This window comes from Nonomuraea salmonea (assembly GCF_042428605.1).
Taxonomy (GTDB): Bacteria; Actinomycetota; Actinomycetes; order Streptosporangiales; family Streptosporangiaceae; genus Nonomuraea; species Nonomuraea salmonea.
Map to the genome: position 1 here is coordinate 332,075 of NZ_JBHMCF010000034.1, position 20,827 is coordinate 352,901.

The window sequence follows — 20,827 nt, forward strand, 5'->3', positions numbered from 1 at the left end:
CCTTTCGATGGTCCCGCCGGTCAATTGTGCAGGACGACGCCGTCCTTCATGACCAGAGTGCGCGCAGGGTGAACGACCACGGCCTCCGCCGCGCTCCCGCACGGCACCACGACCAGGTCGGCGCGGTCGCCGGGGGCCAGGCCGTAGGAGCCGAGGCCGAGCAGGCGGGCGCCGCCCGTGGTGGCGGCCTCAAGAGCCAGCTCGATGTCGTCGTCTCTGCGGAAGGTGCTGCGGTAGGCGAGATGCATGGCGCGCTCCAGCATGTCGCCGCTGCCGTACGGCCCCCACAGGTCGCGGATGCCGTCGTGCCCGCACGCGAGCGTGACCCCCGCGGCCCGCAGCCGTTTCACGGGCGGCACGGGGAAGCTGTAGACCGCCGCGGTGACGAGCGCCACCCCGGCGTCGGCCAGCCCGTCGATGAGCCGGCCCTGGGCGGCGTCGTCGAGCTGCCCCAGCGCGTACGCATGACTGACGGCCACCCGGCCGCCCAGCCCGAGCACGCGGGTGCGTTCGATGATCAGCTCCAGCTCCCACCCGCCTAAGGTGCCGCCGTCGTGGAGATGGATGTCGAGGTGGGCGCCGTAGCGCTCGGCCAGCCCGAAGACGACGTCGAGGTGGCGCACAGGGTCGCGGTCGATGCCCGCCGGGTCGATCCCGCCCACGGCCTCCACGCCGTTCTGCAGCGCCTCTTCGAGCAGCTCGGCCGTGCCAGGGTTGGTGAGCACGCCGTGCTGGGGGAAGGCGACCTGGCGCACGCCGATCGGCAGGCCGGCGGCGGCCTCGCGGACCGCCTCGACGCCGCGCAGCCCCACCTGCGGGTCGATGTCGGTGTGGGTGCGCACGTGGGCGGTGCCGAAGGCGATCATGCGCTCCAGCAGCGCCCTGACGCGCGGCACGCTCGGGACGCCCAGCTCGGCGCGGCGGCCGAGGTCGTTGCCGATGCGGCCGGCGAGCGTGTCGTCGGCCGAGTGGGGCACCCAGGGGCCGCCGTAGAGCGTCTTGTCGAGGTGGCAGTGGGCTTCGACCAGGCCGGGCAGCACCACCTGCCCCGTGACGTCGACGACCCGCGCCTGCGGCGGCGCGTCGACGCGCGGCGCCACCTGCGCGATGCGCCCGTCGCGCACCAGGAGGTCGGCGGGCTCGAGGGCCGGCTGACGGGGCCGCCACACCAGCCCGCCGCGGAGCAGGACGAGGGTCATGCCCAGCACCCTACGGCCAGGGACCGACGATTTCCCGGCGTCCGTGGTGACAGGACCGTCTCCGGCCGTCCTCCCGGCCGGAGGATGCGGGGGAGGAGCCCCTCCCGTGACGGCGGCCCTGACGCCCGCGGCCGGTCAGATGCGGCCGGTCAGATGCGGCCGACGTGGGTGATGTTGGCCTGGTCGGCGGGGTCGTCGCTGGGGCGGCCGGCGAACCAGGCGTCGAGGATCTCGTCGAGCACCACGTCCGAGGTCAGCCGCAGGCTCAGCGCGAGCACGTTGGCGTCGTTCCACTTGCGGGCCCCGTCGGCCGTGTACGCGTCCACGCACAGCGCCGCCCGCACCCCCGGCACCTTGTTGGCCGCGATCGACGCCCCCGTGCCGGTCCAGCAGCACACGACGCCCTGCTCGGCACGTCCCTCGGCGACGTCGCGCGCGGTCAGCTCGCAGGCCCACGCCCAGTCGTCGCGCTCGTCGTCGTTGAGCGCGCCGTGCGTGACGACGTCGTGGCCGCGCCCGCGAAGCTCCGCCACGACCCGCTCGGCCACGCCGTCCTTGCTGTCGGCGGCCACCGAAATGCGCATACGGCCCTCCCATCCCTCGCCCCCACACATACCAGGACAACGGAATCGGTGCATGGGGATCGTTTTCACCCGTGCGAAACGTGCTGGACTGGCGGAATGTGCGCCCATGTGGTTGGTTGTGTCGCCAATGAGGATTGATGTGAGTGACATCCAGGCCCTCGCGCGTGGCTGTGCCGTGCTCGGCACCGGCGGCGGGGGCGACGTCCGTTCAGGATCGCTGGCGGCGGTGCGCGCCATCCGCGAGCACGGCCCCGTCCCGCTCGTCACCCTGGACGACCTGGCGGACGACGCCCTCGTGGTGCCGCTGTCCGGCATCGGCGCCCCGACGGTGAGCCACGAGATGATCCACGGCGAGGACGAGCCCAAGCGCATCGCCGAGGAGATCGAGCGCGTCTTCGGCCGCCCGCCGACCGCGATCATGTCCTCGGAGATCGGCGGCGCGAACGGCGTCGCGCCGGTCGCCTGGGCGGCCCAGCTCGGCCTGCCACTGCTCGACGCCGACGGCATGGGACGCGCGTTCCCCGAGGTCCAGATGATCTCCATGTACGTCGCGGGCGTCCCCGCCGACATCGTGATCATGTCGGACGTCGCGGGCAACGTGGTCACCATCCGCCCGCTCGACGGCCTCTGGTCGGAGCGCATCGCGCGGGCCGTCTGCGTGGCCGTGGGCTCGCACGCGCTGATGGCCGACTTCATCCTCACCGGCGCCACGGCCAGGGGAGCGGTCATCGAGGGTACGGTGACCCGCGCCCTGGAGGTCGGCCGGGCCACGCAGGGCGCGTCGGACCCCCTGGAGGCGCTGCGCGCGCGCCTGGGCGCGGTCAGGCTGATCACCGGCAAGCTGACCGACGTCGAGCGGCGCACGACGGGCGGCTTCGTCCGCGGCACCGCCGTCATCGAGGGCACCGGCGACGACCGCGGCCGCCGCCTGAGCCTGGAGCTGCAGAACGAGAACCTCGTCGCGATCGAGGAGGGCCGAGCCCGCGCCATGGTGCCCGACCTCATCACGGTCGTGGACACCGAGACGGCCGCCGCGATCCAGACCGAGGCGCTCAGGTACGGCCAGCGGGTGACGGTCCTCGCCTGGCCCTGCGACCCGCTCTGGCGTACGGGCAAGGGCCTGGAGACGGCGGGCCCGCGTGCCTTCGGATACGACCTGGACTACGTCCCCGTTGAGGAGCTGAACGCGCGTGGCTGACCTGCGCATCGGGATCGACGTCGGCGGCACGAACACCGACGCCGTGGTGCTGGACGCGGACGGCCGGGTGCTCGCCAAGGCCAAGCGGCCGACCACCCCCGAGGTGACCGACGGCCTGCGCGCCGCGCTGGACGCCGTACTGGAGCAGGTCGAGGACCGCTCCGACGTCACGCGGGTCATGCTGGGCACCACGCACGCCACGAACGCGATCCTGGAGCGCCGCGCGCTCGGCCGGGTGGCCGTGCTGCGGCTCGGCGCGCCCGCCACCACGGCGGTGCCGCCGCTGTCCGACTGGCCGGACGACCTGCGCGAGGTCGTGTCGGCCGGCGAGGCGATCGTGCCGGGCGGCCACTACGTGGACGGCCGCGAGATCGGCCCGCTCGACCTGGACGCCGTGCGCCGCTTCCTCGACGGCGTCGAGGCGGACGCGGTGGCGGTCACCGGCGTGTTCAGCCCGGCCGACGACGCCCATGAGCGGCGGGTGGCGGAGCTGGTGGCGGCCGAGTACGGGCTGCCGGTGTCGGTGAGCCACGAGATCGGCTCGCTGGGCCTGCTCGAACGCGAGAACGCGACCGTGCTGAACGCCGCCCTGTACGGCGTCGCCGCCCACGTCACCGACGCCCTGGTCACGGCGCTGGCCGAGCGCGGCCTGAGCGCACGCCCTTACCTGGCGCAGAACGACGGCACCCTAATGACCTTGGAGCAGGCCGCCCGCCTGCCGGTCTCCACGATCGGCTCGGGCCCGGCGAACTCGCTGCGCGGCGCCGCGTACCTGTCGGGGGTGCCGGACGCGATCGTCGTGGACGTCGGTGGCACCTCCACCGACCTGGGGGTGCTGGTCGGCGGGTTCCCGAGGGAGTCGGCGGCGGCGACCGAGATCGGCGGCGTGCTCACCAACTTCCGCATGCCGGACATCCTGGCCATCGCGCTCGGCGGCGGCACCGTGGTCCGGCCCGGTGGGCTCGGCCCCGACTCGGTGGGCTACCGGATCGCCACGGAGGCGCTGGTGTTCGGCGGGACGACGGCGACGATGACGGACGCCGCGGTCGCGGCGGGCCGCGTGCCGGCGGGCGCCGACGACTGGCAGGAGCGCCTGCGCGGTGACGACGTGCTGACGGGCGCGGTCGCGGTCGCCGACGAGCTGGTCGCCGACGCCGTGGACAGGATGACGCTCGGCCGCGCCGACCGTCCCCTGGTCGCGGTGGGCGGCGGCGCGTTCCTGCTGCCCGCCGAGATCCCCGGGGTGAGCCGGGTGATCAGGCCGGAGCACGCCGAGGTGGCCAACGCGGTGGGGGCCGCCATCGCCCTCGCGAGCGGCAGAGTCGATACGATCTTGCCTGCGGGAGAAAGCCGGACACAGGCCATCGAAAGCGCTAAAGAGGAGGCGCGTACGCGGGCCGTGGCGGCGGGGGCCGACCCCTCCACGGTGGAGATCGTGGACCTCCTCGAGGTGCCGCTGAGCTATCTCTCCGAGCCCGCCGTGCGGGTGCACGTCAAAGCAGCCGGACCCCTCGCCCGGTGAATATCGAAAGGATCCCCCCATGCGCTGGCACAAGCGACTGTTCGTCGCCGGGGTGGCCGGTGTCCTGGCTCTGACCGCGTCGGCGTGCGCGGGCGGCCAGGTACGCGGCGCCGGCGGCACCCCAGAGCCCCGCGCGAGCACGGGCGCCCCGGCGGGCGGGCAGGTCAACGACAGCACGTTCGTCTACGCCCCCAACCACGACGTGGTCACCGACTGGGACCCCGCGACCTCCTACTCCAACGAGATCATCGCGCTGTCCAACATCTACGAGGGCCTGACCAGGTACGACTCGCAGGCCAAGCAGGCAAAGCCGCGCCTCGCCACCGAGTGGAAGTCGTCGGGCGACGGCAAGCAGTGGACGTTCACGCTGCGGCAGGGCGTCAAGTTCCATTCCGGCGCCACGATGGACGCCGAGGCCGTCAAGAAGGCCATCGAGCGCACGAAGGACAAGAAGGGCGGCGCCGCCTACATCTGGGACCCGGTCGAGAAGATCGAGACGCCCGACGCGAGCACCGTCGTCTTCGACCTCAAGTACGCCGCCCCGCTCGACCTCGTCGCCGCCTCCGGCTACGCGGCCTGGATCTACGATGTGGACGCGGTGGACGCCGACGGAGAGAAGACCGCCGGGACCGGCCCGTACACGATCGACTCCTGGCAGAAGGGCAAGGAGAACGAGCTCACGCTCAAGGCGTTCGAGGACTACTGGGGCGGCTGGAAGCCGGAGCAGTACAAGAAGGTGACCTTCCGCGTCACGCCCGAGATCACCACCGCCTGGCAGCTGCTGCAGCGCGGCGAGGTGAACTTCGTGGAGCGGCTCAACCCGCAGCTGTTCGACCAGGCGCGCGCCACGCAGGGCGTGCAGGTGAAGGAGACGGAGTCGTTCCAGAACCTGCTGGTGCTCTTCAACACCGCCGAGGGCCCGGCGAAGGACGTCAGGATCAGGCAGGCGCTGCAGCTCGCCATCGACTACGACGGCCTGTCGGCGGCGCTGGAGGGCGCGGGGCACAAGGCGAGCGGCCTGGTGCCGCCCGGCCTGCTCGGGCACGCCGAGAACATGCAGCCCAAGCAGGACCTCGTCAAGGCGCAGGAGCTGCTGGCCGAGGCCGGGTACGGCCCCGACAACCCCGAGCTGGAGCTCAGCCTCACCTACGGCATCGGCGACGAGGACCAGAAGCTGCTGGTCACGCTGCTCAGCTCGGCGCTGCAGAAGCTCAACGTGACGCTCCAGGCCAAGCCCATGAACTGGGGCGCGCAGTGGGACCTCGGCAAGAAGCGCGGCCAGGACATCTTCGTCATGTACTGGTACCCGGACTATCCGGACGCCTACTCGTGGTTCCTCAACGTGTTCAAGAGCGCGGACAAGCCGCAGTTCAACCTGTCCTACCTCAAGAACGCCGAGATCGACGCGGCCATCGACAAACTGCCCGAGCTGACCGCGACGGACGTCTCGGCCGCCGCGGACTCCTATGAGGAGCTGCAGCGGAAGATCATCCAGGAGGAGGCGGCGGTCGCGGTGCCGTACGTGCAGACGTACCAGCGCGCGCTGTCGTCCGACGTCCAGGGGTACACGGACAATCCCGCCTATCCCAACGTGGTCTTCTTCTACGACCTCAAGCGCTAGGCCATGCTCCGTTACCTGACCCGCCGGCTCGGCCAGGCCCTCCTGGTCGTGGCCGGCGTGGTCGTGCTCACGTTCGTGGTCATGCGGCTGGTGCCGGGCGATCCGGCGGTCGCCTTCGCCGGGCCGAAGGCGACGCCCGAGCAGCTCGCGGAGGCGCGGGCGCGGTTCGGGCTGGACGACCCGCTGCCCATGCAGCTGCTGGCCTACGTACGCGACCTGCTGAGCGGCGACTGGGGGATCAGCCTGCGCACCAGGCAGCCGGTGCTGGACGACCTCTACCTCGCGTTTCCCGCCTCGCTGGAGCTGGTGGGGGCGGCGCTGCTGCTGGCGATCGCGGCGGGCATCCCGCTCGGCGTGCTCGCCGCCCGCTACAAGACGAAATTTCCGGACTTCGGGGTACGGCTGGGCAGCATGCTGGCCGTCTCCGTCCCCGTCTTCTGGCTCGCCCTGGCACTCCAGACCGTCTTCGCCAGCAACCTCGGCTGGTTCCCCGTCGCCGGCGAGTACGACTCCTCGCTCGACACCACCAGCCCCCTCACCCTCTGGACGAACATCACCGCCGTCGACGCCCTCATCACCGGCAACTGGCCCATCCTCACCAGCACGCTGGAGCACCTCGTGCTGCCCGCCCTGGTCGTGGCCGCCTACCCGGCCGGCGTCATCGCCCAGATGACCAGGGCCGCGCTCATCGAGGAGTCGGGGCAGGACCACGCCAGGCTGGAGCGGGCACTCGGGTTCGGCGAGACGTCCATCCTGACCAAGTTCGCCCTGCGGCCCGCGCTCAACCCGGTGCTGTCGCTCATCGCCCTCGTCTTCGCGTACGCGATCGTCAACGGCTTCCTCGTCGAGGCCGTCTTCAACTGGCCCGGCCTGGGCCGCTACGCCGCCGAGTCGATCCGCTCGCTGGACACCCCGGCCATCGCGGGCGTCACCCTCCTCGTCGCCCTGGTCTACGTCCTCGCCAACCTGGTCGTGGACATCCTCCAGGGCTTCGTCGACCCCAGAACGAGGACCCGATGAGCACCAAGGAGCAGACTCAGGACGCGCAGCCGCTGCGGCGCACGCTGCCGCGCGTCCCCGACCGCTTCGCCGCGTTCGGCGCCGTGCTCATCGTGCTCATCGTCTTGGCCGCGGTGCTCGCGCCGTGGCTGGCGCCGTACCCGGCGGACGATCCGCGCCCGCTGGAGCGGCTGATGGAGCCGAGCGTCGCGCACTGGTTCGGCACCGACCAGGTCGGCCGCGACGTGCTCACCAGGATCCTGTACGGCGGCCGCACCTCGCTGTTCATCGCCGTGGCGGTGCTGGCGGTCTCGGCGGTGGTCGGCGTCACGCTCGGCGTGACCGCCGGCTACGCGGGCGGCTGGATCAGGGACGTGATCATGCGGGTCACGGACGTCTTCCTGGCCTTTCCCGCGCTGCTGCTGTCGCTGGCGCTCGCGGTCGTGCTGCAGCCCAGCGTCAACACCGTCATCCTGGCCATCGCGGCGACCTGGTGGCCCTGGTACACCCGGCTGTCGGCGTCCGTGGCCGCCTCGATCGCCACCCGCCCCTACGTGGACGCCGCCCGCTGCCTCGGCGTGCCGGCCCCGCTGATCGTGCTGCGGCACGTGCTGCCCAACTCGCTCACCCCGGTCCTGGTGCAGATCTCGCTGGACGCGGGCGGGGTGATCCTGACCTCGGCGGCGCTGTCGTACCTGGGGCTGGGCGCGCAGGAGCCCACGGCGGAGTGGGGGCTGATGGTGCAGCAGGGGCAGACGCTGTTCACCACGAACTGGTGGGTGGTCACCTTCCCAGGTCTCGCGATCCTGGTGACGGCGTTCGCGTTCAACGTGCTGGGCGAGGGGTTGCGCAACGCGCTCGACCCGCGGAGGGCGGTCAGGTGATCGAGGTACGCGACCTGCGGGTCAGCTACGGCGGCCGGCCGGTCGCCGAGGTGCCCGAGCTGGACGTCGCCGCCGGTGAGTCCGTGGCGATCGTGGGGGAGAGCGGCTCAGGCAAGTCCACGACGCTGCTCTCGCTGCTCGGGCTCACCGAGCACGCCGAGGTCTCAGGGCAGGTCAAGGTGTGCGGCGTGGACGTCATGACGGCCTCGCAGAAGGCCCTGCGCGAGCTGCGCGGCGCCAGGGCGGCCCTGGTCATGCAGTCGCCCCAGGCCGCGCTCAGCCCCGCCACCAGGCTCGGCACGCTGATGCGCCGCGCGCTGCGGCTGCACGGCCGCGACGACCCCGAGCGGGCCATGGCGGAGGCCGTCGAGGCGGTGCTGCTCGACCCCGCGATCCTGCGCCGCTACCCGCACGAGGTCTCCGGCGGCCAGGCGCAGCGCTTCGCCATCGCGCTCGCCATCGCCCTGGGCGCCGAGGTGATCCTCGCCGACGAGCCCACCAGCGCGCTCGACGTGACCGTGCAGGCCGAGGTGGTCGGCGTGCTGCGCCGGCTGCGCGCGGAACGCGGCCTCGCGCTGCTGCTGGTCTCCCACGACCTCGCCCTGGTCTCGACGATCGCCGACCGGGTGCTCGTCATGAAGGACGGCGCGGTGGTCGAGTCGGGGCCGGCCGCACGGGTGCTGGCCGAGCCGTCCCATCCCTACACCCGCGAGCTGCTGGAGGCGCTGCCGTGACAGGACCCGTGCTCAGGGCGGAGCGGGTGACTCTCGGGTACGCCCGCCGCCCGGTCGTCCACGACGTCAGCCTGGAGATCACCGAGGGCGGCGTGGGGCTGATCGGGGAGAGCGGGTCGGGCAAGACCACGCTGGCGCGCGCGTTCCTCGGCCTCCTCACCCCCATGTCAGGAAATATCTGGTACGGCGACCAAACGCTGAAAAAAGTGGACCTGAGGGCGTTCAGGAAGGACGTCCAGCCCGTCTTCCAGGCCGAGGCCCTCGACCCCAGGATGCGCGTCGGCCGCTCGATCGCCGAGGCGCTCCCGCGCGCCGAGCGCGCCCGCGTCGGCGAACTGCTCGAACAGGTCGGCCTCGCCCCCGAGCTGGCCGACCGCCGCCCCCACCAGCTCTCCGGCGGCCAGCGCCAGCGCGTGGTGATCGCCCGTGCCCTGGCCGTCGGCCCCCGCCTGCTCATCCTCGACGAGCCCACCAGCGCGCTCGACGTCACCGTCCAGGCCAGGGTCCTCGACCTGCTGGCGTCCCTGGACACCGAGCGCCTGCTCATCACCCACAACCTGGCCGTCGTCGAGCGGCTCTGCAGGACCTCGCACGTGCTGTTCGCGGGCCGGGTGGTCGAGTCGGGGCCGACCGCCGAGCTGCTGAAGAGCCCGGCGCACCCGTACACCAGGGCACTGCGCGACGCCGTACCGAAGCTGGGAGGGGAGCCGCCGCAGGCGAGGGGGAGGACGGAGGCGGTGCCGGCGGCGACGGGCTGCCCGTTCCGGCTGCGCTGCCCGATGGCGGTCGAGAAGTGTGAGCAGGCGCCGGAGCCGCGAGACCTGGGCGGCCGCCAGGTGGCCTGTCACCGGGCCGAGGACGTCCTGGCAGCATGAAGCCGCCTGAGACCCCGCAAGGGGTTCAGGCGGCCGTCACAGCGCTTTGAGCCCGCTGATGACTTCGAGCAGCACCTTCGCGTCCGGCGCGGGCGGCGGCAGCTCGACCTGCACGAGCTGCTGCGCGTGCAGGTCGCCGACCAGGACCCGGACCACGCCGATCGGCAGGTTCAGCTCGGCGGCGACGTCCACGAGCCGGGTGGGCTGGGTGCACTTCTGCAGAATGATCAGATGTTCGGGGTCGAGGCCGCGCGGCGGCGCCAGGCCGCCCGCCGTGATGATCACCGCGATGAGGTCGATGGCCTCGCTCGCGGGCACCGTACGGCCCCTGGTCAGCAGATAGGCAGGGACGATCGGACCCGCGTCCTCGTCCAGCCAGCGCTCTTCAGTCACTTCGCACCACCCGCATCGGGCGGACCGGCTCCTTCTTCGGAGCCTCGGCCTCGGGTTCGGGTTCGGCCACGTGCTCTTCCGGGATCAACACGATCGCGGTGGTCCCTCCATATGGTGAACCGCGCAACGTCACGCGGATGTCATGCCTGGCGGCCAGGCGCGAGACGACGAAAAGGCCGAGCCGGTCACTGTCGGCCAGGTCGAACTCCGGTGGGCTGGCCAGCCGCTCGTTGTACTCGGCCAGCTCCTCTGGCTCCATCCCGAACCCGCGGTCCTCCACCTCGATGGCGAAGCCCCTGGCCGCCGCCTCGCCGCGCACGATGACCGACGTGTGCGCGGGGGAGTAGACGGTGGCGTTCTCGATCAGTTCGGCGATGAGATGGATCATGTCCCCGACCACCGGCCCCGCCAGCCGCTGGCCGGGCATCGGCTCGACGACGACGCGCTGGTAGTCCTCCACCTCGGCCGCCGCGCCGCGCGCCACGTCGAGCAGCGGCACCGGGCGGCTCCACCCGCGCCCCGGCGTGGCGCCCGACAGGATGATCAGGCCCTCGGCGTGCCGGCGCATGCGGGTGGTGAGGTGGTCGAGCTTGAACAGGTCGTCGAGCTGCTCGGGGTCGGTGGCGCGGTGCTGCATGTCCGCCAGCTGGATGCGCTGGCGGTGCAGCAGCGTCTGGCTGCGCCTGGCGAGGTTGCGGAAGACGTGCCCCACGCCCTCGCTGAGCTGCGCCTGCCCGACCGCGGCCTCGACCGCGGTCTGCTGCACGGTGGAGAACGCCTGCCCCACGTCGTCGATCTCGACCGTGGTGCTCGCCACCGACAGCTCCGGCATCTCGACCTTCTCGCCCTTGCGCAGCTTGGCCACCACGTGCGGCAGCCGCTCCTGCGACACTTCGAGCGCGGCCAGCCGCAGCGAGGCGAGCTCCTTCGACAGCCGGTCGCCCAGCCGCAGCGAGAACGCGATCGACACGATCACCATGACCAGCGCGGTGCCCGCGAGCGCGAGCGCCCGCACCAGCACCTGGTCCGCGATCGGATCGGCGCGCTGGTTGAGCGTCGTGCTGGCCCGCATCTGCGCCTCGTGGAAGGCCCTGGCCAGCACCTCCGTCGTGCCCAGCCAGCTCCTGGCCGACCCGCCCGCGATGATCTGGTCCTCCATCATCCGCATCCGCTGGTAGGCGGGCGAGGTGATGAGGGCCACCTGGGGGTCGCGCAGCTCCGGGTCCAGCTCGGCCAGGCCCTGGTCGAGCAGGAAGCGCCGGTTGCCGACGATCTGCGTGAACAGCCGCCGCTCGGCCGGCTCCAGCGTGCCGAGCCCGATGGCCTGCTCCCTGGTCAGCAGCTCCTTGGCGTAGCCCATGTCGATGACCACGCGCGACTGCTCGTAGATCGGGATGTCGTCGATCAGCGCGACCCGCCGGTGCAGCCCGAACAGGGTGTCGATCATCGCGTTGAACGACTCCACGGTGTGCAGACGGTCGGACAGGCCCGTGTCGATCTCTCCCCGGATCGCATCGAGCCTGTCGATTGCCGTGTTCACCGCGTCCACCTGTTTGCGGATCTCTTCCGATCTGTCCTTGGAGTTGCTGGAGAGCTGCCTGAACGACTCCCGGGCGGCGTCCGTGCGCGTGCGCTGCGTGGCCAGGGCGGTCTTGGTCGCGGCGTTCTTGAGAAGCTGGGCCGAGACGAGACGTTCACGCTGAATCTCGTTGATCAGTTTGTACGCGGGAAGGCGCAGGTTCGTCCAGACTGTCTTGTACTGACGCAGCTCCAAGCTCTCGGTAGCGGTGACGGCGGTGATGACCCCCCACAACACCACCATGGAGGCCAGCGGCACCAGAAGGAGACCGATGATCTTCATGCGGATCGTTCGGCTACGACCCATGGCACCTCACTCCGGTCGGTCCCTTGCTGGCAACCCCGGACGGGACAAGCCCCGAGGATAGCAATACGATCACCGGAATGCCCAATTTTTCGGCACTTTTGGACACCGTGGCGCCTTCCGGGTTGATCTTGGAGTAGGTTTCCCCGGGTACGTCGGGCCACCAGAGGGAGATGCGTTGCGCCGTCCACTCGCAGCGGCCGTCGCACTGATGATGCTCGCGGCCTGCTCCCCGCCTCAGGAGGAGCAGCGGGCCCCGGCCGGCCAGTCGCCTTTCGTCTACGTCAAGAACACCGACGTCGTCACCGAGTGGGACCCGAGCCGCTCCTACTCCAACGAGATCATCGCCTTCCAGAACGTCTACGAGACCCTGACCTACTGGAACCCCGTCACCAAGAAGTCCGCGCCGCGCCTGGCCACCTCGTGGCGCTCCTCGGCCGACGGCCGCACCTGGACGTTCACGCTGCGCTCCGGCGTCACCTTCCACACCGGCAGGCCGCTGGACGCCGAGGCGGTCAAGGCGTCGATCGAGCGCACGATCAAGGGCAAGGCCGGCGCCGGCTACATCTGGGACGCCGTCTCCTCCATCCGGGTCGAGGGGCCGCTGACCGTCACGTTCGCGCTGAAATATCCGGTGCCGCTCGACCTGGTCGCCTCCGCCGGGTACGCCGCCTACATCTACGACACCAAGGCCGCCCCCGACCTCACCAAGTGGTTCCAGCAGGGCAGGGACGCCGGGTCAGGGCCGTACACGGTGACGCGGTGGAACAAGGGCAAGGAGGACGAGCTCACGCTCAGCGCGTACGACGGCTATTGGGGCGGGTGGAACAGGCCGCACTACAACACGATCAAGTACCGCGTCGTGCCCGACCCCGAGCGGGCGTACTCGATGCTGCGGCGCGGCGAGGCCAGCTTCGTCGACAGGCTCGACCCCGAGTTGTTCGCGCGCGCCCAGGCCGCGCCCGGCCTGCGCACCTCCGACCGGCCCTCGTTCAGCACCGCCGTGATGCTGTTCAACACCGCCTCGGGGCCGCTCAAGGACATCAGGGTACGCAAGGCCGTCCAGAAGGCCGTCCCCTACCGGGGCATCGTCAAGGCGCTCGGCGGCTCGGTCATGCCGGCCAGCGGCGTCGTCCCGGAAGGGCTGCTCGGCCACATGCCGAACCGGGTGCCCGAGCAGGACCTCGCGACCGCCACCCGGCTGCTGCGACAGGCCGGCTACGGGCCCGGCGGCAAGCCGCTGCGGCTGGTGCTCACCTACGGCGAGGGCGAGGCCGACGAGGAGGTGCTGGCCAGGCGGCTGCGCAAGGCGCTGGCCGCGCTCAACGTCACCCTCGAAGTGCGCGGCATGCGCTGGAACGCCCAATGGGAGCTGGGCAAGAAACGCGGCCAGGACATCTTCGTCATGTACTGGTGGCCCGACTACGCCGACGGCTACTCCTACTTCGGGCAGGTCTTTCACAGCGCCAACCCGCCCGTCATGAACCTGTCGTACCTCAACGACCAGCAGCTCGACGCGATGCTCGACACCGTGCCCGAGCTGACCGTGACCGACAAGCCGGCCGCGCAGCGCGTCTACGAGCGCGCCACGGCACGGGTGCTCGACCAGCGGGCCGCCGCCGCGATGCCCTGGGTGGTCAAGTCGCGCCGCGCCTTCCTGGGCGGCATCCAGGGCTACGACGACAACCCCGCCTACCCCGACGTCGTCTTCGTCTACGACCTCAAACCGTCGGGCTGAGCGGCCTGCGCCTCCTCGGCGCGCTCGCGCAGCCGCGCCCTGATCTCCTCAGGGGTGTACGCGCGGCGGCGCCGCTCGGCCCGCGCGACCACCACCCCCGTGGCGGCGACGCCCATGATTCCCGCCAAACCCAGCCACTTCCACCAGCGCATGGTGCCTAGGCTAAGCCCTGTGCTGACACTCGACGAGGCCGTCGGGGTGACGCGGACCGGCGACCTGTGGATCTTCCGCGGGCGTTCCGCCCCCGACCGCGCCATCCAGACGATGACCAACAGCCCGGTCAACCACGTGGGCATGGCGATCGTCATCGAGGACCTGCCCCCCATGATGTGGCACGCCGAGCTGGGCAGGTCGCTGCCCGACCTGTGGTCGGGCACCCACCAGCGCGGCGTGCAGCTGCACGACCTGCGCGACGCGGTGACCGTCTGGGCCGACCGCTACGGCCAGCGCGCCTGGCTGCGCCAGCTCGACCCCGAGGCCACCCCCGAGATGGAGGACGCCGCCCTGCGCACGGTCGCCAGGCTCGATGGCACGCCGTTCCCGTCCACCGCCCGGCTGGCCGCCCGCTGGTTCAGGGGGCGCATCCCCGGCCGGCTGACGAAGCAGCGGAACCTGGAGAGCGCCTACTGCGCCGAGGTCGTGGCGATCACGTACGAGGAGATGGGGCTGCTGCCCGCCGGGCGGCGGCCCAACTGGTACGACCCCGGCAGGTTCTGGAGCGGCGACGACCTGGAGCTGCTGCTGGGCCGCCGGCTGAACAACGAGATCACCGTGGGGGTCGAGCGCACCAGGAGATCCTGATCCGGGGCGGCCGTTATGCTCGGCCGAGACGATCACGCACATGCGGACCACGTGTTCCCGTGAAGGGCGATGATGACCGATCCGATCAGGCGGGTGCCGTTCGACCTGGAGAGCTACAGCCGCCGTTCCCGCACGGGACCGTGCTTCATCTGCGGGATCGTCAACGGATCCCCGGACCAGCCCGAGGAGGTCGTCCACGACGACGGCGAGCACATCGCGTTCCTCGCCCGCTTCGCCTCGCTGCCCGGATACGTCCTCGTGGCGCCCAAGGCGCACGTCGAGCACGTCGTCCGCGACCTCACCGAGGACCGGTTCCTGGCCGTGATGCGGGTCGTGCGCCGGGTCGCCCTGGCCCTTGAGGCGAGCGTGCCGTGCGAGCGCACGTACTTGCTGTCCCTGGGGAGCCAGCAGGGCAACGCCCACCTGCACTGGCACATCGCCGCCCTGCCGCCCGGCGTGCCGTACGAGCGGCAGCAGTACCACGCGCTGATGGCGGAGAACGGCGTCGTCGAGCACACCCCGGAGGAGGCCGCCGCCCTGGCGGCCAGGATCCGGCAGGCCCTCGACACCTGATCCGGGGTGGCGTGGCAGGCTGGGAGGATGCGCCTGGCTACGTGGAACGTGAACTCGGTCAAGGCACGGCTGCCCCGCCTGCTCGACTGGCTGGCCGCCGTCGAGCCCGACGTCGTCTGCCTCCAGGAGACCAAGTGCGCCGCGGAGGCGTTCCCCGTGGCGGAGGTCGGCGCGCTCGGCTACGCCGCCGCCGCGCACGGCGACGGCCGCTGGAACGGGGTCGCCGTGCTGTCCAGGATCGGCTTGGACGAGGTGACGCCGAGCTTCCCCGGTGAGCCCGGCTTCGGCGAGCTCGACGGGGTCGGCGCCGCCCGTCCCGAGGCCCGTGCGATCGGCGCGACCTGCGGCGGGCTGCGGGTCTGGTCCCTGTACGCGCCCAACGGCCGTACCGTCGACTCGCCCCACTACGCGTACAAGCTGGCCTGGTTCGCCGCGCTCAGAGACGCGCTGGCCGCCGAGCTGCCCGGCGGCCCGCTGGTGGCCTGCGGCGACTACAACGTCGCCCCGACCGACGCCGACGTCTGGGACCCCGCCCTCTTCGCCGGCGCTACCCACGTGACGCCGCCCGAACGCCAGGCCCTTGCCTCCCTGCTGGAGCTGGGGCTGCACGACGTGGTGCCGACGCCCATGAAGGGGCCGCACCCGTTCACGTACTGGGACTATCGAGCCGGGATGTTCCACCAGAACAAGGGCATGCGCATCGACCTCGTCTACGCCAGTGCGGACGTCGCGGGGCGGGTGCGCTCGGCGTACGTCGATCGCGAGGCCCGCAAGGGGAAGGGCCCGTCCGATCACGCGCCGATCGTGGTCGATCTCGACGAATAATCACCGTCACAAAACGCGGTCGTGCGAGTATTCTGTGCCTTCAAAAGTTTCGGGGGGATCAAGGAGTTCTCGAAGGACCACAGGGGGGAAAGCCCGTGGAACCTGCAGACGGCCGTGTCATCCTGTTCATCCTCATCGCCATCGCCGTGTTCGCCCTCGGTCGCCGCTTCCAGACGATGATCCTCATGCGTCAGGTGTGGAAGCAGAGCGCCAAGCAGGTCACGGCCAGGAAAGTCGTCGCCAACAACGCCGCGAAGTCGCTGGTCGGCATCACGCTCATCTCGATCTTCGTGGTCTGGCTCGTCCTCAACCTCAACCGCGTCATGTGGCCTTTCGGCGCCCCCTGCCCGGGCCGCGGGGGGCGCCTTCCTCGGTTCGCGAACCAACGGCGCACCGTCCGAGTCGTGACGGTGGCGTGGGTCAGGGGCGGGTGAGGCGGCGTAGGGCCCAGGCCGTGACGACGGCGACCCCTGCGGCGGCGAGCCCCACCGACCGGGTCAGCCTGACCGCCCGCCTGACGTCCTCGACCTGCGGCCGCGGCCCGTCACCCATGGTGGGCCGCTCCTCGGTCCTGCCCTCGTAGACGTTGGTGCCGCCCAGCGTCACCCCCAGCCCGCCGGCGAACGCGGCCTCGCACCGGCCCGCGTTCGGGCTCGGATGACGGTGCCCGTCCCTGCGCAGCACGGCCCGCGCACCGCCCGCATCGGGCGCGGTCAGCACGGTGAGCACGCCGGTCAGCCGTGCCGGGACGTAGTTGGCCAGGTCGTCGAGCTTGGCCGCCGCCCACCCGAACCGCTCGTACCGGGGCGAACGATGCCCGATCATGGCGTCCAGCGTGTTGATCGCCCGGTACGCCAGCAACCCGGGCACCCCCGCCACCGCCCCCCAGAGCAGCGGCGCCACGACGGCGTCGGAGGTGTTCTCGGCCAGCGACTCCACCGTGGCCCGCGCCAGCTCGGGCGCCTCCAGGTGCCGCGGGTCGCGCCCGCACAGGTGGGGGAGGCGTTCGCGGGCGCGTTCGAGGTCGCCGCCCTCCAGCGCGTCCGCCATGTACTCGCCCTCCCGGGCGAGCGTGGTGCCGCCGAGCACGGCCCAGGTGGCGAGGGCGGTCAGTCCCGTACGTACGGCACCATGCGGCGCGACCCGGACCGCCAGCACCCCGAGCGCCGCCGCCCCGCCGACACACACCGCGACGTGCACGACCCCGCGCGTCCGGTCGTCCTTGTACAGCACACCTTCGAGCCGCCCCGCCGCCTGCCCGAACACGGCGACGGGATGGGCGGAACTTCGCGGATCACCCAAAATCCGGTCAAGAGCCACGCCGAGGGCCAGGCCGAGAGGATCACACCAAATGCGCATGAAGCTCATCTTCGTGCACATCCAGCCATGCCGCGGCCCGCCGGATGCGCTCACCCGCCCCGCTCGCCCACATCTTGGCCCAGTTGCCACCGGAGGAGGCGCGGGTGCGCATGACCGTGTACGAGCGGTGAAAACGCAGCCTGGCCAGCTCCAGCAGGCGTCGCCGGTCGCGGGGCGGCAGGCCGTACGCGTCGCAGAACAGCCGCAACCGGGCGCCGACGTCGACGGTGCGGAGCAGCGGGGTGCGGTCGACCGGATCGGAGATGGGCGCCCAATGGCGGAGGGTGGTGACGATGTCGAAGAGGCGCGTCGTGGGGCGGGCGAGGTCGAAGTCGATGAGTGCGTAGGGGGAGGTGGGGTCGGTCGCGCGAAATATCACGTTCTCCGGCGTTAAATCACAATGCCCAATGACTTCCGGCGCTTTGTCGTCATTCGACCCCCCTTCCCACCCATCCATGGTCAGCGGGAACCCCACGGTCGCATCATGAAACCGGCGCACCAACTCCGCCAACCCGGCCAGCGCCTCATCGCTCACGCTCTCCAGCCGCAACCCGGTCGTACCAGGAAGAAAAGTAAGCACCTCGCGCCCGAACCCATCGAACCCCAACACCCTGGGAGCCCCGTCGAACCCGGCGGCCTCAAGGTGTCTGAGCAGGGCATGCACGGCGGGCGTCGACGTACTGGCCGGTCTGCGCACGGTGTCTCCGACGCGCACCACCCCGTCTGTCACATCCCCGCCCTGCAGGGGAATCTCATGCAGGAGCGTCGCGACCATGCCAAGACAGCTTAGCCCCGCCCGCACGCCCCCGCCCGCCCTTTTCCCCACCAACCCCCAGACCGAAACCCCATCTCCACCCCCACCGCCCCACCCCTCCACCCCCGCATCCGCGTTGCCCCGGACCTGCAACCGCATCCGCGCCCGCGTTGCCCCGGACCTGCACCCCCATCCGCGCCCGCGCTTCTGACTCGCTGGCCCACCCGCGTCCGCCTGGCCCCGAGCCTGTAACCCCACTCACACCCACTTTCCGACCCAGCTCACCCGCCCGCGTCCGCTCCTTCCGGACCCACCCCCCGACCCGCGTGAGCCGGTGAGCCGGTTGGTCGGTGAGTTGTAGGGACACTCCGGCAGAGGACACTTCCTCAGACCTTTCATGCCTTCTCAGTCCCGTTCGCCCCACCCTCGCCCGACCCGCTCCGAACCCGCCCCGCCCAAGCCGATCCCGCTACCCTGCGGCCTCATGCCGATCCTCCTGTCGCTGGCGGCCTTCGTCATGACGCTCCTGGGCGGGTTCGTCGCGGACCGCGTCGGCGGCCGCCGCCACCTCGTCCTCGGCTTCGCGGGCGGCATCATGCTCGGCGTGGTGGCCTTCGACCTGCTCCCGGAGGCACTGTCAGCGGACTCGTACGACGTGCACGGCGTCCCCGTACCGATGCTGACCCTGGCCCTGGCCTTCCTCGCCATCCACATCGTGGAACGGTCGGTCGCGATGCACGCCACCCACGAATCCGACTACGCCACCCACCACCACGCCCACGCCCCCACGGAAACCACCACCCATACACGCCACCGCCAAGGCGTAGGCCTGACCGCCGGCACAACCCTGGTCATCCACAGCCTCCTGGACGGGGCCGCCATCGGCGCCGCCTACCAGACCGACGCCTCCCTGGCGGTGGCAGTGGCGATAGGAGTAATCGCTCACGACTTCACAGACGGCTTCAACACGTACACGATCACTTCCCTGTACGGGAACACCCGCCGCCGCGCCCTCACCCTCCTCACCCTGGACGCCCTGGCCCCGGTGGCAGGCGCCACCCTCACCGTCCTTCTCACCATCCCCGACGGCATCCTCGGCGCCTACCTCGGCCTTTTCGCCGGTTTCCTCCTCTACCTGGCCACGTCCGATATCCTCCCAGAGGCCCACACGCCCCGCCGCGCCACCGGCTGGACGCTGACGGCCACCGTCCTCGGCACGCTGCTCATGTGGGGTGTGATCGGCCTGACAGACTGACACGAGGAAAACGTGTGCGTGACATGTCGCCGGATCATGCACAATAAGGCGGGAGCGCCCTTAGCTCAGCTGGATAGAGCACCGGACTTCTAATCCGACGGTCGCAGGTTCGAATCCTGCAGGGCGCGCTTCTCCCGAACAGGGAAAACCCCCGCCTGACCTGCACTGATGCAGGAAGACGGGGGTTTCGTGTGTCCGGCTGTCTACGGCTCTCGCCGATCGTGTACGGGTGTCTCTACCCAATGCTTACCCACGATCTGTGGGCATTTTCGATCATGGACCGGTGCCGCCATCCCTCAGCGCCTGATCGATGCGCTGTCTCGCGGCTTCGTCCTGGCCAACGATGCACTTGGCGTAGATCCTGAGCAGGACTTCCACGCTGTGACCTGCCCACTCCGCCACCTGCGTGGCCGGTACGCCAGCGTTGAGCCAGGTCGAGACACAGGCGTGACGGAGGTCGTAGGGACGCTTGGCCAGCGGTGACCGTACCTCCTTATCGGTGAGGGCGTTCTGACGTGCCCTGCCCCACACGCGCCGGTAGGTGATGCTGGGGAGCTCTCCACCCCGCACGCCGGTGAAGAGGCGTTCTCCAGGGCCGATGCCGAATTCGGCAATGTGTGCGCGGAACAGCTTGGTCAGCGGTGGCGGGCAGGGAACGACCCGCGTTACTCCCTCGGCGCGATGCTTGAGCGCACGTTCTTCGCGGAGTCCGCCGTCGTCGGTCCATTCGCGGCCGGCGTATGGAGCGGCGCTGGCGAAGTGCACCTCTCCCCAATCGTTGGCGGGCTCCTCCATCTGCCCCGTCTCGGCGTTCCTGACCAGCTCGGGAACGATGACATTGTCTTCCGTGAGATTGACGACCTCCTCCGGACGAAGCGCGGCATAGTACATGGCGCCGAAGAACGCCACGAGCCGCCTCCCGCTCGGCTTCTGCGCTTGAACCTCGATGAGCAGGCGGCGCGCCTGCGTCGGGTTGACCACGCTGCGCCTGTCTACTTCATAGGTGACCTTGGGAGGTTTCCACTTCAGAGACTTGATCGGATTCGCATCCAAGAGCTTTAGCTCCACGGCATAGTCCAGGGCGTTTTGCAGGATCGTCTTGTGTCGGCGAATCGTGCTCGTGGCGGCCGGCTTGCCGTTGAGGCGCGATGTTGCTGTGTCGAGCATGGACCGAAGGACGGTCGCCTCCGCGAGATCGGCAACCGGTCTGGTGTGCTTAGACAGCCACGCCAGCGCGCCCCTCAGCTCTTCGGGCACTTCCTCGCGTTGCTTCGTGTTGAGCGCCCACCGGCGCATGGCTGTGCGCAGGTCGAGGTCGGAGGGCTTGCTATTGCTGCTCGTGAACATGGCGGGCGTGGCCGCGGTGAGGGCGCGGGCGATGTCTTGCCGGTACTTCGCTGAGGCGGCCTTCCATTTGAAGTCGGCGAACCTACAGGCGAACTCGTACCAACTCATCTCGGGGCGTTCGGCGCGGTTCCACTTCACCGGTTCGCCGGTGAGCAGGCTGAACGGCTCACCTTCGCGGGCGGCGGTTACGAGGTTGCTCCGGTAGGTGTCGGCCTGTGCACTCTTCTGAGAGGGCGGTTCGCGAGTTGATGTCCCTTTGATCGCTTGCGCTGCATGAGATGGCA

21 protein-coding genes and 1 tRNA gene are annotated in these 20,827 nt (G+C 70.7%); 14 read left to right on the forward strand and 8 right to left on the reverse strand.

The genetic code is table 11. From position 1 onward, the window contains the following. Nucleotides 1-20: 20 nt before the first annotated feature. The gene (locus ACFFR3_RS29370; RefSeq protein WP_364370248.1) at nucleotides 21-1,199 is read right to left on the reverse strand and encodes an amidohydrolase; all 1,179 of its coding nucleotides are present in this window, start codon (nucleotides 1,197-1,199) and stop codon (nucleotides 21-23) included. Nucleotides 1,200-1,348: 149 nt separating this feature from the next. Beyond that, on the reverse strand, nucleotides 1,349-1,783 hold the full coding sequence (locus ACFFR3_RS29375) for an RpiB/LacA/LacB family sugar-phosphate isomerase (RefSeq protein WP_364370251.1): 435 nt from the start codon (nucleotides 1,781-1,783) through the stop codon (nucleotides 1,349-1,351). Between the two features lie 139 nt (nucleotides 1,784-1,922). Here ACFFR3_RS29375 and ACFFR3_RS29380 point away from each other — a divergent pair, with 139 nt between their 5' ends. Genes ACFFR3_RS29380 through ACFFR3_RS29410 form a run of 7 tightly spaced genes read left to right on the forward strand, consistent with a single transcriptional unit; the run spans nucleotide 1,923 to nucleotide 9,616 of the window. After that, the gene (locus ACFFR3_RS29380) at nucleotides 1,923-2,981 is read left to right on the forward strand and encodes an S-methyl thiohydantoin desulfurase family protein (protein WP_379484187.1); all 1,059 of its coding nucleotides are present in this window, start codon (nucleotides 1,923-1,925) and stop codon (nucleotides 2,979-2,981) included. Then, nucleotides 2,974-4,503, forward strand: coding sequence for a hydantoinase/oxoprolinase N-terminal domain-containing protein (locus tag ACFFR3_RS29385; protein ID WP_379484188.1), 1,530 nt, complete (start codon nucleotides 2,974-2,976; stop codon nucleotides 4,501-4,503). Before ACFFR3_RS29380 ends, ACFFR3_RS29385 begins: the two co-directional genes overlap by 8 nt. A 19-nt stretch (nucleotides 4,504-4,522) precedes the next feature. Then, the gene (locus tag ACFFR3_RS29390; RefSeq protein ID WP_379484189.1) at nucleotides 4,523-6,124 is read left to right on the forward strand and encodes an ABC transporter substrate-binding protein; all 1,602 of its coding nucleotides are present in this window, start codon (nucleotides 4,523-4,525) and stop codon (nucleotides 6,122-6,124) included. 3 nt (nucleotides 6,125-6,127) lie between these two features. Next, nucleotides 6,128-7,144 (forward strand): ABC transporter permease, encoded by a 1,017-nt coding sequence (locus tag ACFFR3_RS29395; RefSeq protein WP_364370263.1) that lies wholly within the window; start codon nucleotides 6,128-6,130, stop codon nucleotides 7,142-7,144. Next, on the forward strand, nucleotides 7,141-8,007 hold the full coding sequence (locus ACFFR3_RS29400) for an ABC transporter permease (RefSeq protein ID WP_379484190.1): 867 nt from the start codon (nucleotides 7,141-7,143) through the stop codon (nucleotides 8,005-8,007). Before ACFFR3_RS29395 ends, ACFFR3_RS29400 begins: the two co-directional genes overlap by 4 nt. Then, nucleotides 8,004-8,741 carry an ATP-binding cassette domain-containing protein gene (locus tag ACFFR3_RS29405; RefSeq protein ID WP_379484191.1) on the forward strand — a complete coding sequence of 246 codons (738 nt, stop codon included), beginning with the start codon at nucleotides 8,004-8,006 and terminating at the stop codon, nucleotides 8,739-8,741. The genes ACFFR3_RS29400 and ACFFR3_RS29405 overlap by 4 nt, the downstream gene beginning before the upstream one ends. After that, entirely contained in the window at nucleotides 8,738-9,616 is an 879-nt protein-coding gene (locus tag ACFFR3_RS29410; protein ID WP_364370273.1) for an ABC transporter ATP-binding protein, read from the forward strand. Before ACFFR3_RS29405 ends, ACFFR3_RS29410 begins: the two co-directional genes overlap by 4 nt. Nucleotides 9,617-9,652: 36 nt before the next feature. On the opposite strand, the gene ACFFR3_RS29415 is transcribed toward ACFFR3_RS29410, so the two are convergent. Continuing rightward, nucleotides 9,653-10,009: a DUF742 domain-containing protein gene (locus tag ACFFR3_RS29415; protein WP_106249159.1), complete on the reverse strand. Its 357-nt coding sequence runs from the start codon at nucleotides 10,007-10,009 to the stop codon at nucleotides 9,653-9,655. Continuing rightward, nucleotides 10,002-11,870: a sensor histidine kinase gene (locus ACFFR3_RS29420; RefSeq protein ID WP_364370276.1), complete on the reverse strand. Its 1,869-nt coding sequence runs from the start codon at nucleotides 11,868-11,870 to the stop codon at nucleotides 10,002-10,004. Before ACFFR3_RS29420 ends, ACFFR3_RS29415 begins: the two co-directional genes overlap by 8 nt. Before the next feature lie 199 nt (nucleotides 11,871-12,069). On the opposite strand from ACFFR3_RS29420, the gene ACFFR3_RS29425 reads away from it, so the two are divergent. Beyond that, nucleotides 12,070-13,629, forward strand: coding sequence for an ABC transporter substrate-binding protein (locus ACFFR3_RS29425; RefSeq protein WP_364370279.1), 1,560 nt, complete (start codon nucleotides 12,070-12,072; stop codon nucleotides 13,627-13,629). Here the strand turns inward: ACFFR3_RS29425 and ACFFR3_RS29430 are convergent. Continuing rightward, nucleotides 13,605-13,781 (reverse strand): hypothetical protein, encoded by a 177-nt coding sequence (locus ACFFR3_RS29430; RefSeq protein WP_364370282.1) that lies wholly within the window; start codon nucleotides 13,779-13,781, stop codon nucleotides 13,605-13,607. The two genes, ACFFR3_RS29425 and ACFFR3_RS29430, sit on opposite strands and share 25 nt — an antisense overlap. On the opposite strand from ACFFR3_RS29430, the gene ACFFR3_RS29435 reads away from it, so the two are divergent. The 4 genes from ACFFR3_RS29435 to ACFFR3_RS29450 all read left to right on the forward strand — a co-directional run bounded on the left by ACFFR3_RS29435 (nucleotide 13,780) and on the right by ACFFR3_RS29450 (nucleotide 16,262). Continuing rightward, a complete protein-coding gene (locus ACFFR3_RS29435) occupies nucleotides 13,780-14,430 on the forward strand; it encodes a hypothetical protein (RefSeq protein WP_364370285.1) in 651 nt (216 codons plus the stop codon). The two genes, ACFFR3_RS29430 and ACFFR3_RS29435, sit on opposite strands and share 2 nt — an antisense overlap. Nucleotides 14,431-14,499: 69 nt before the next feature. Further along, entirely contained in the window at nucleotides 14,500-15,003 is a 504-nt protein-coding gene (locus tag ACFFR3_RS29440) for an HIT family protein (RefSeq protein WP_345388671.1), read from the forward strand. Nucleotides 15,004-15,030: 27 nt separating this feature from the next. Next, nucleotides 15,031-15,828 (forward strand): exodeoxyribonuclease III, encoded by a 798-nt coding sequence (locus ACFFR3_RS29445; protein WP_345388669.1) that lies wholly within the window; start codon nucleotides 15,031-15,033, stop codon nucleotides 15,826-15,828. Between the two features lie 95 nt (nucleotides 15,829-15,923). Then, nucleotides 15,924-16,262, forward strand: coding sequence for a hypothetical protein (locus ACFFR3_RS29450; protein WP_379484192.1), 339 nt, complete (start codon nucleotides 15,924-15,926; stop codon nucleotides 16,260-16,262). Here ACFFR3_RS29450 and ACFFR3_RS29455 read toward each other — a convergent pair. Together ACFFR3_RS29455 and ACFFR3_RS29460 are read right to left on the reverse strand one after the other, a co-directional pair. Continuing rightward, complete coding sequence (locus ACFFR3_RS29455) at nucleotides 16,249-17,187, reverse strand: cobalamin biosynthesis protein (RefSeq protein WP_379484193.1); 939 nt, start codon at nucleotides 17,185-17,187, stop codon at nucleotides 16,249-16,251. The two genes, ACFFR3_RS29450 and ACFFR3_RS29455, sit on opposite strands and share 14 nt — an antisense overlap. Then, nucleotides 17,171-17,962 carry a phosphotransferase gene (locus tag ACFFR3_RS29460; RefSeq protein ID WP_379484194.1) on the reverse strand — a complete coding sequence of 264 codons (792 nt, stop codon included), beginning with the start codon at nucleotides 17,960-17,962 and terminating at the stop codon, nucleotides 17,171-17,173. Before ACFFR3_RS29460 ends, ACFFR3_RS29455 begins: the two co-directional genes overlap by 17 nt. Nucleotides 17,963-18,425: 463 nt before the next feature. Here ACFFR3_RS29460 and ACFFR3_RS29465 point away from each other — a divergent pair, with 463 nt between their 5' ends. After that, nucleotides 18,426-19,196 carry a ZIP family metal transporter gene (locus ACFFR3_RS29465; RefSeq protein WP_364370300.1) on the forward strand — a complete coding sequence of 257 codons (771 nt, stop codon included), beginning with the start codon at nucleotides 18,426-18,428 and terminating at the stop codon, nucleotides 19,194-19,196. A gap of 54 nt (nucleotides 19,197-19,250) precedes the next feature. Beyond that, nucleotides 19,251-19,324: transfer RNA gene (locus ACFFR3_RS29470), tRNA-Arg, on the forward strand. 145 nt (nucleotides 19,325-19,469) lie between these two features. Here ACFFR3_RS29470 and ACFFR3_RS29475 read toward each other — a convergent pair. Continuing rightward, nucleotides 19,470-20,827, reverse strand: a 1,358-nt coding sequence (locus ACFFR3_RS29475) for a tyrosine-type recombinase/integrase (RefSeq protein ID WP_379484195.1), incomplete at its 5' end; no start/stop codon positions are given.

What these genes read in the sequence shown, in the direction of transcription:
- ACFFR3_RS29455 (WP_379484193.1), bottom strand. Translation starts at nt 17,187, where the DNA reads ATGCGCATTTGGTGTGATCCTCTCGGCCTGGCCCTCGGCGTGGCTCTT.
- ACFFR3_RS29375 (WP_364370251.1), bottom strand. Translation starts at nt 1,783, where the DNA reads ATGCGCATTTCGGTGGCCGCCGACAGCAAGGACGGCGTGGCCGAGCGG.
- ACFFR3_RS29370 (WP_364370248.1), bottom strand. Translation starts at nt 1,199, where the DNA reads ATGACCCTCGTCCTGCTCCGCGGCGGGCTGGTGTGGCGGCCCCGTCAG.
- ACFFR3_RS29465 (WP_364370300.1), top strand. Translation starts at nt 18,426, where the DNA reads ATGCCGATCCTCCTGTCGCTGGCGGCCTTCGTCATGACGCTCCTGGGC.
- ACFFR3_RS29445 (WP_345388669.1), top strand. Translation starts at nt 15,031, where the DNA reads ATGCGCCTGGCTACGTGGAACGTGAACTCGGTCAAGGCACGGCTGCCC.
- ACFFR3_RS29400 (WP_379484190.1), top strand. Translation starts at nt 7,141, where the DNA reads ATGAGCACCAAGGAGCAGACTCAGGACGCGCAGCCGCTGCGGCGCACG.
- ACFFR3_RS29420 (WP_364370276.1), bottom strand. Translation starts at nt 11,870, where the DNA reads ATGAAGATCATCGGTCTCCTTCTGGTGCCGCTGGCCTCCATGGTGGTG.
- ACFFR3_RS29435 (WP_364370285.1), top strand. Translation starts at nt 13,780, where the DNA reads ATGGTGCCTAGGCTAAGCCCTGTGCTGACACTCGACGAGGCCGTCGGG.
- ACFFR3_RS29390 (WP_379484189.1), top strand. Translation starts at nt 4,523, where the DNA reads ATGCGCTGGCACAAGCGACTGTTCGTCGCCGGGGTGGCCGGTGTCCTG.
- ACFFR3_RS29395 (WP_364370263.1), top strand. Translation starts at nt 6,128, where the DNA reads ATGCTCCGTTACCTGACCCGCCGGCTCGGCCAGGCCCTCCTGGTCGTG.
- ACFFR3_RS29430 (WP_364370282.1), bottom strand. Translation starts at nt 13,781, where the DNA reads ATGCGCTGGTGGAAGTGGCTGGGTTTGGCGGGAATCATGGGCGTCGCC.
- ACFFR3_RS29460 (WP_379484194.1), bottom strand. Translation starts at nt 17,962, where the DNA reads ATGGTCGCGACGCTCCTGCATGAGATTCCCCTGCAGGGCGGGGATGTG.
- ACFFR3_RS29440 (WP_345388671.1), top strand. Translation starts at nt 14,500, where the DNA reads ATGATGACCGATCCGATCAGGCGGGTGCCGTTCGACCTGGAGAGCTAC.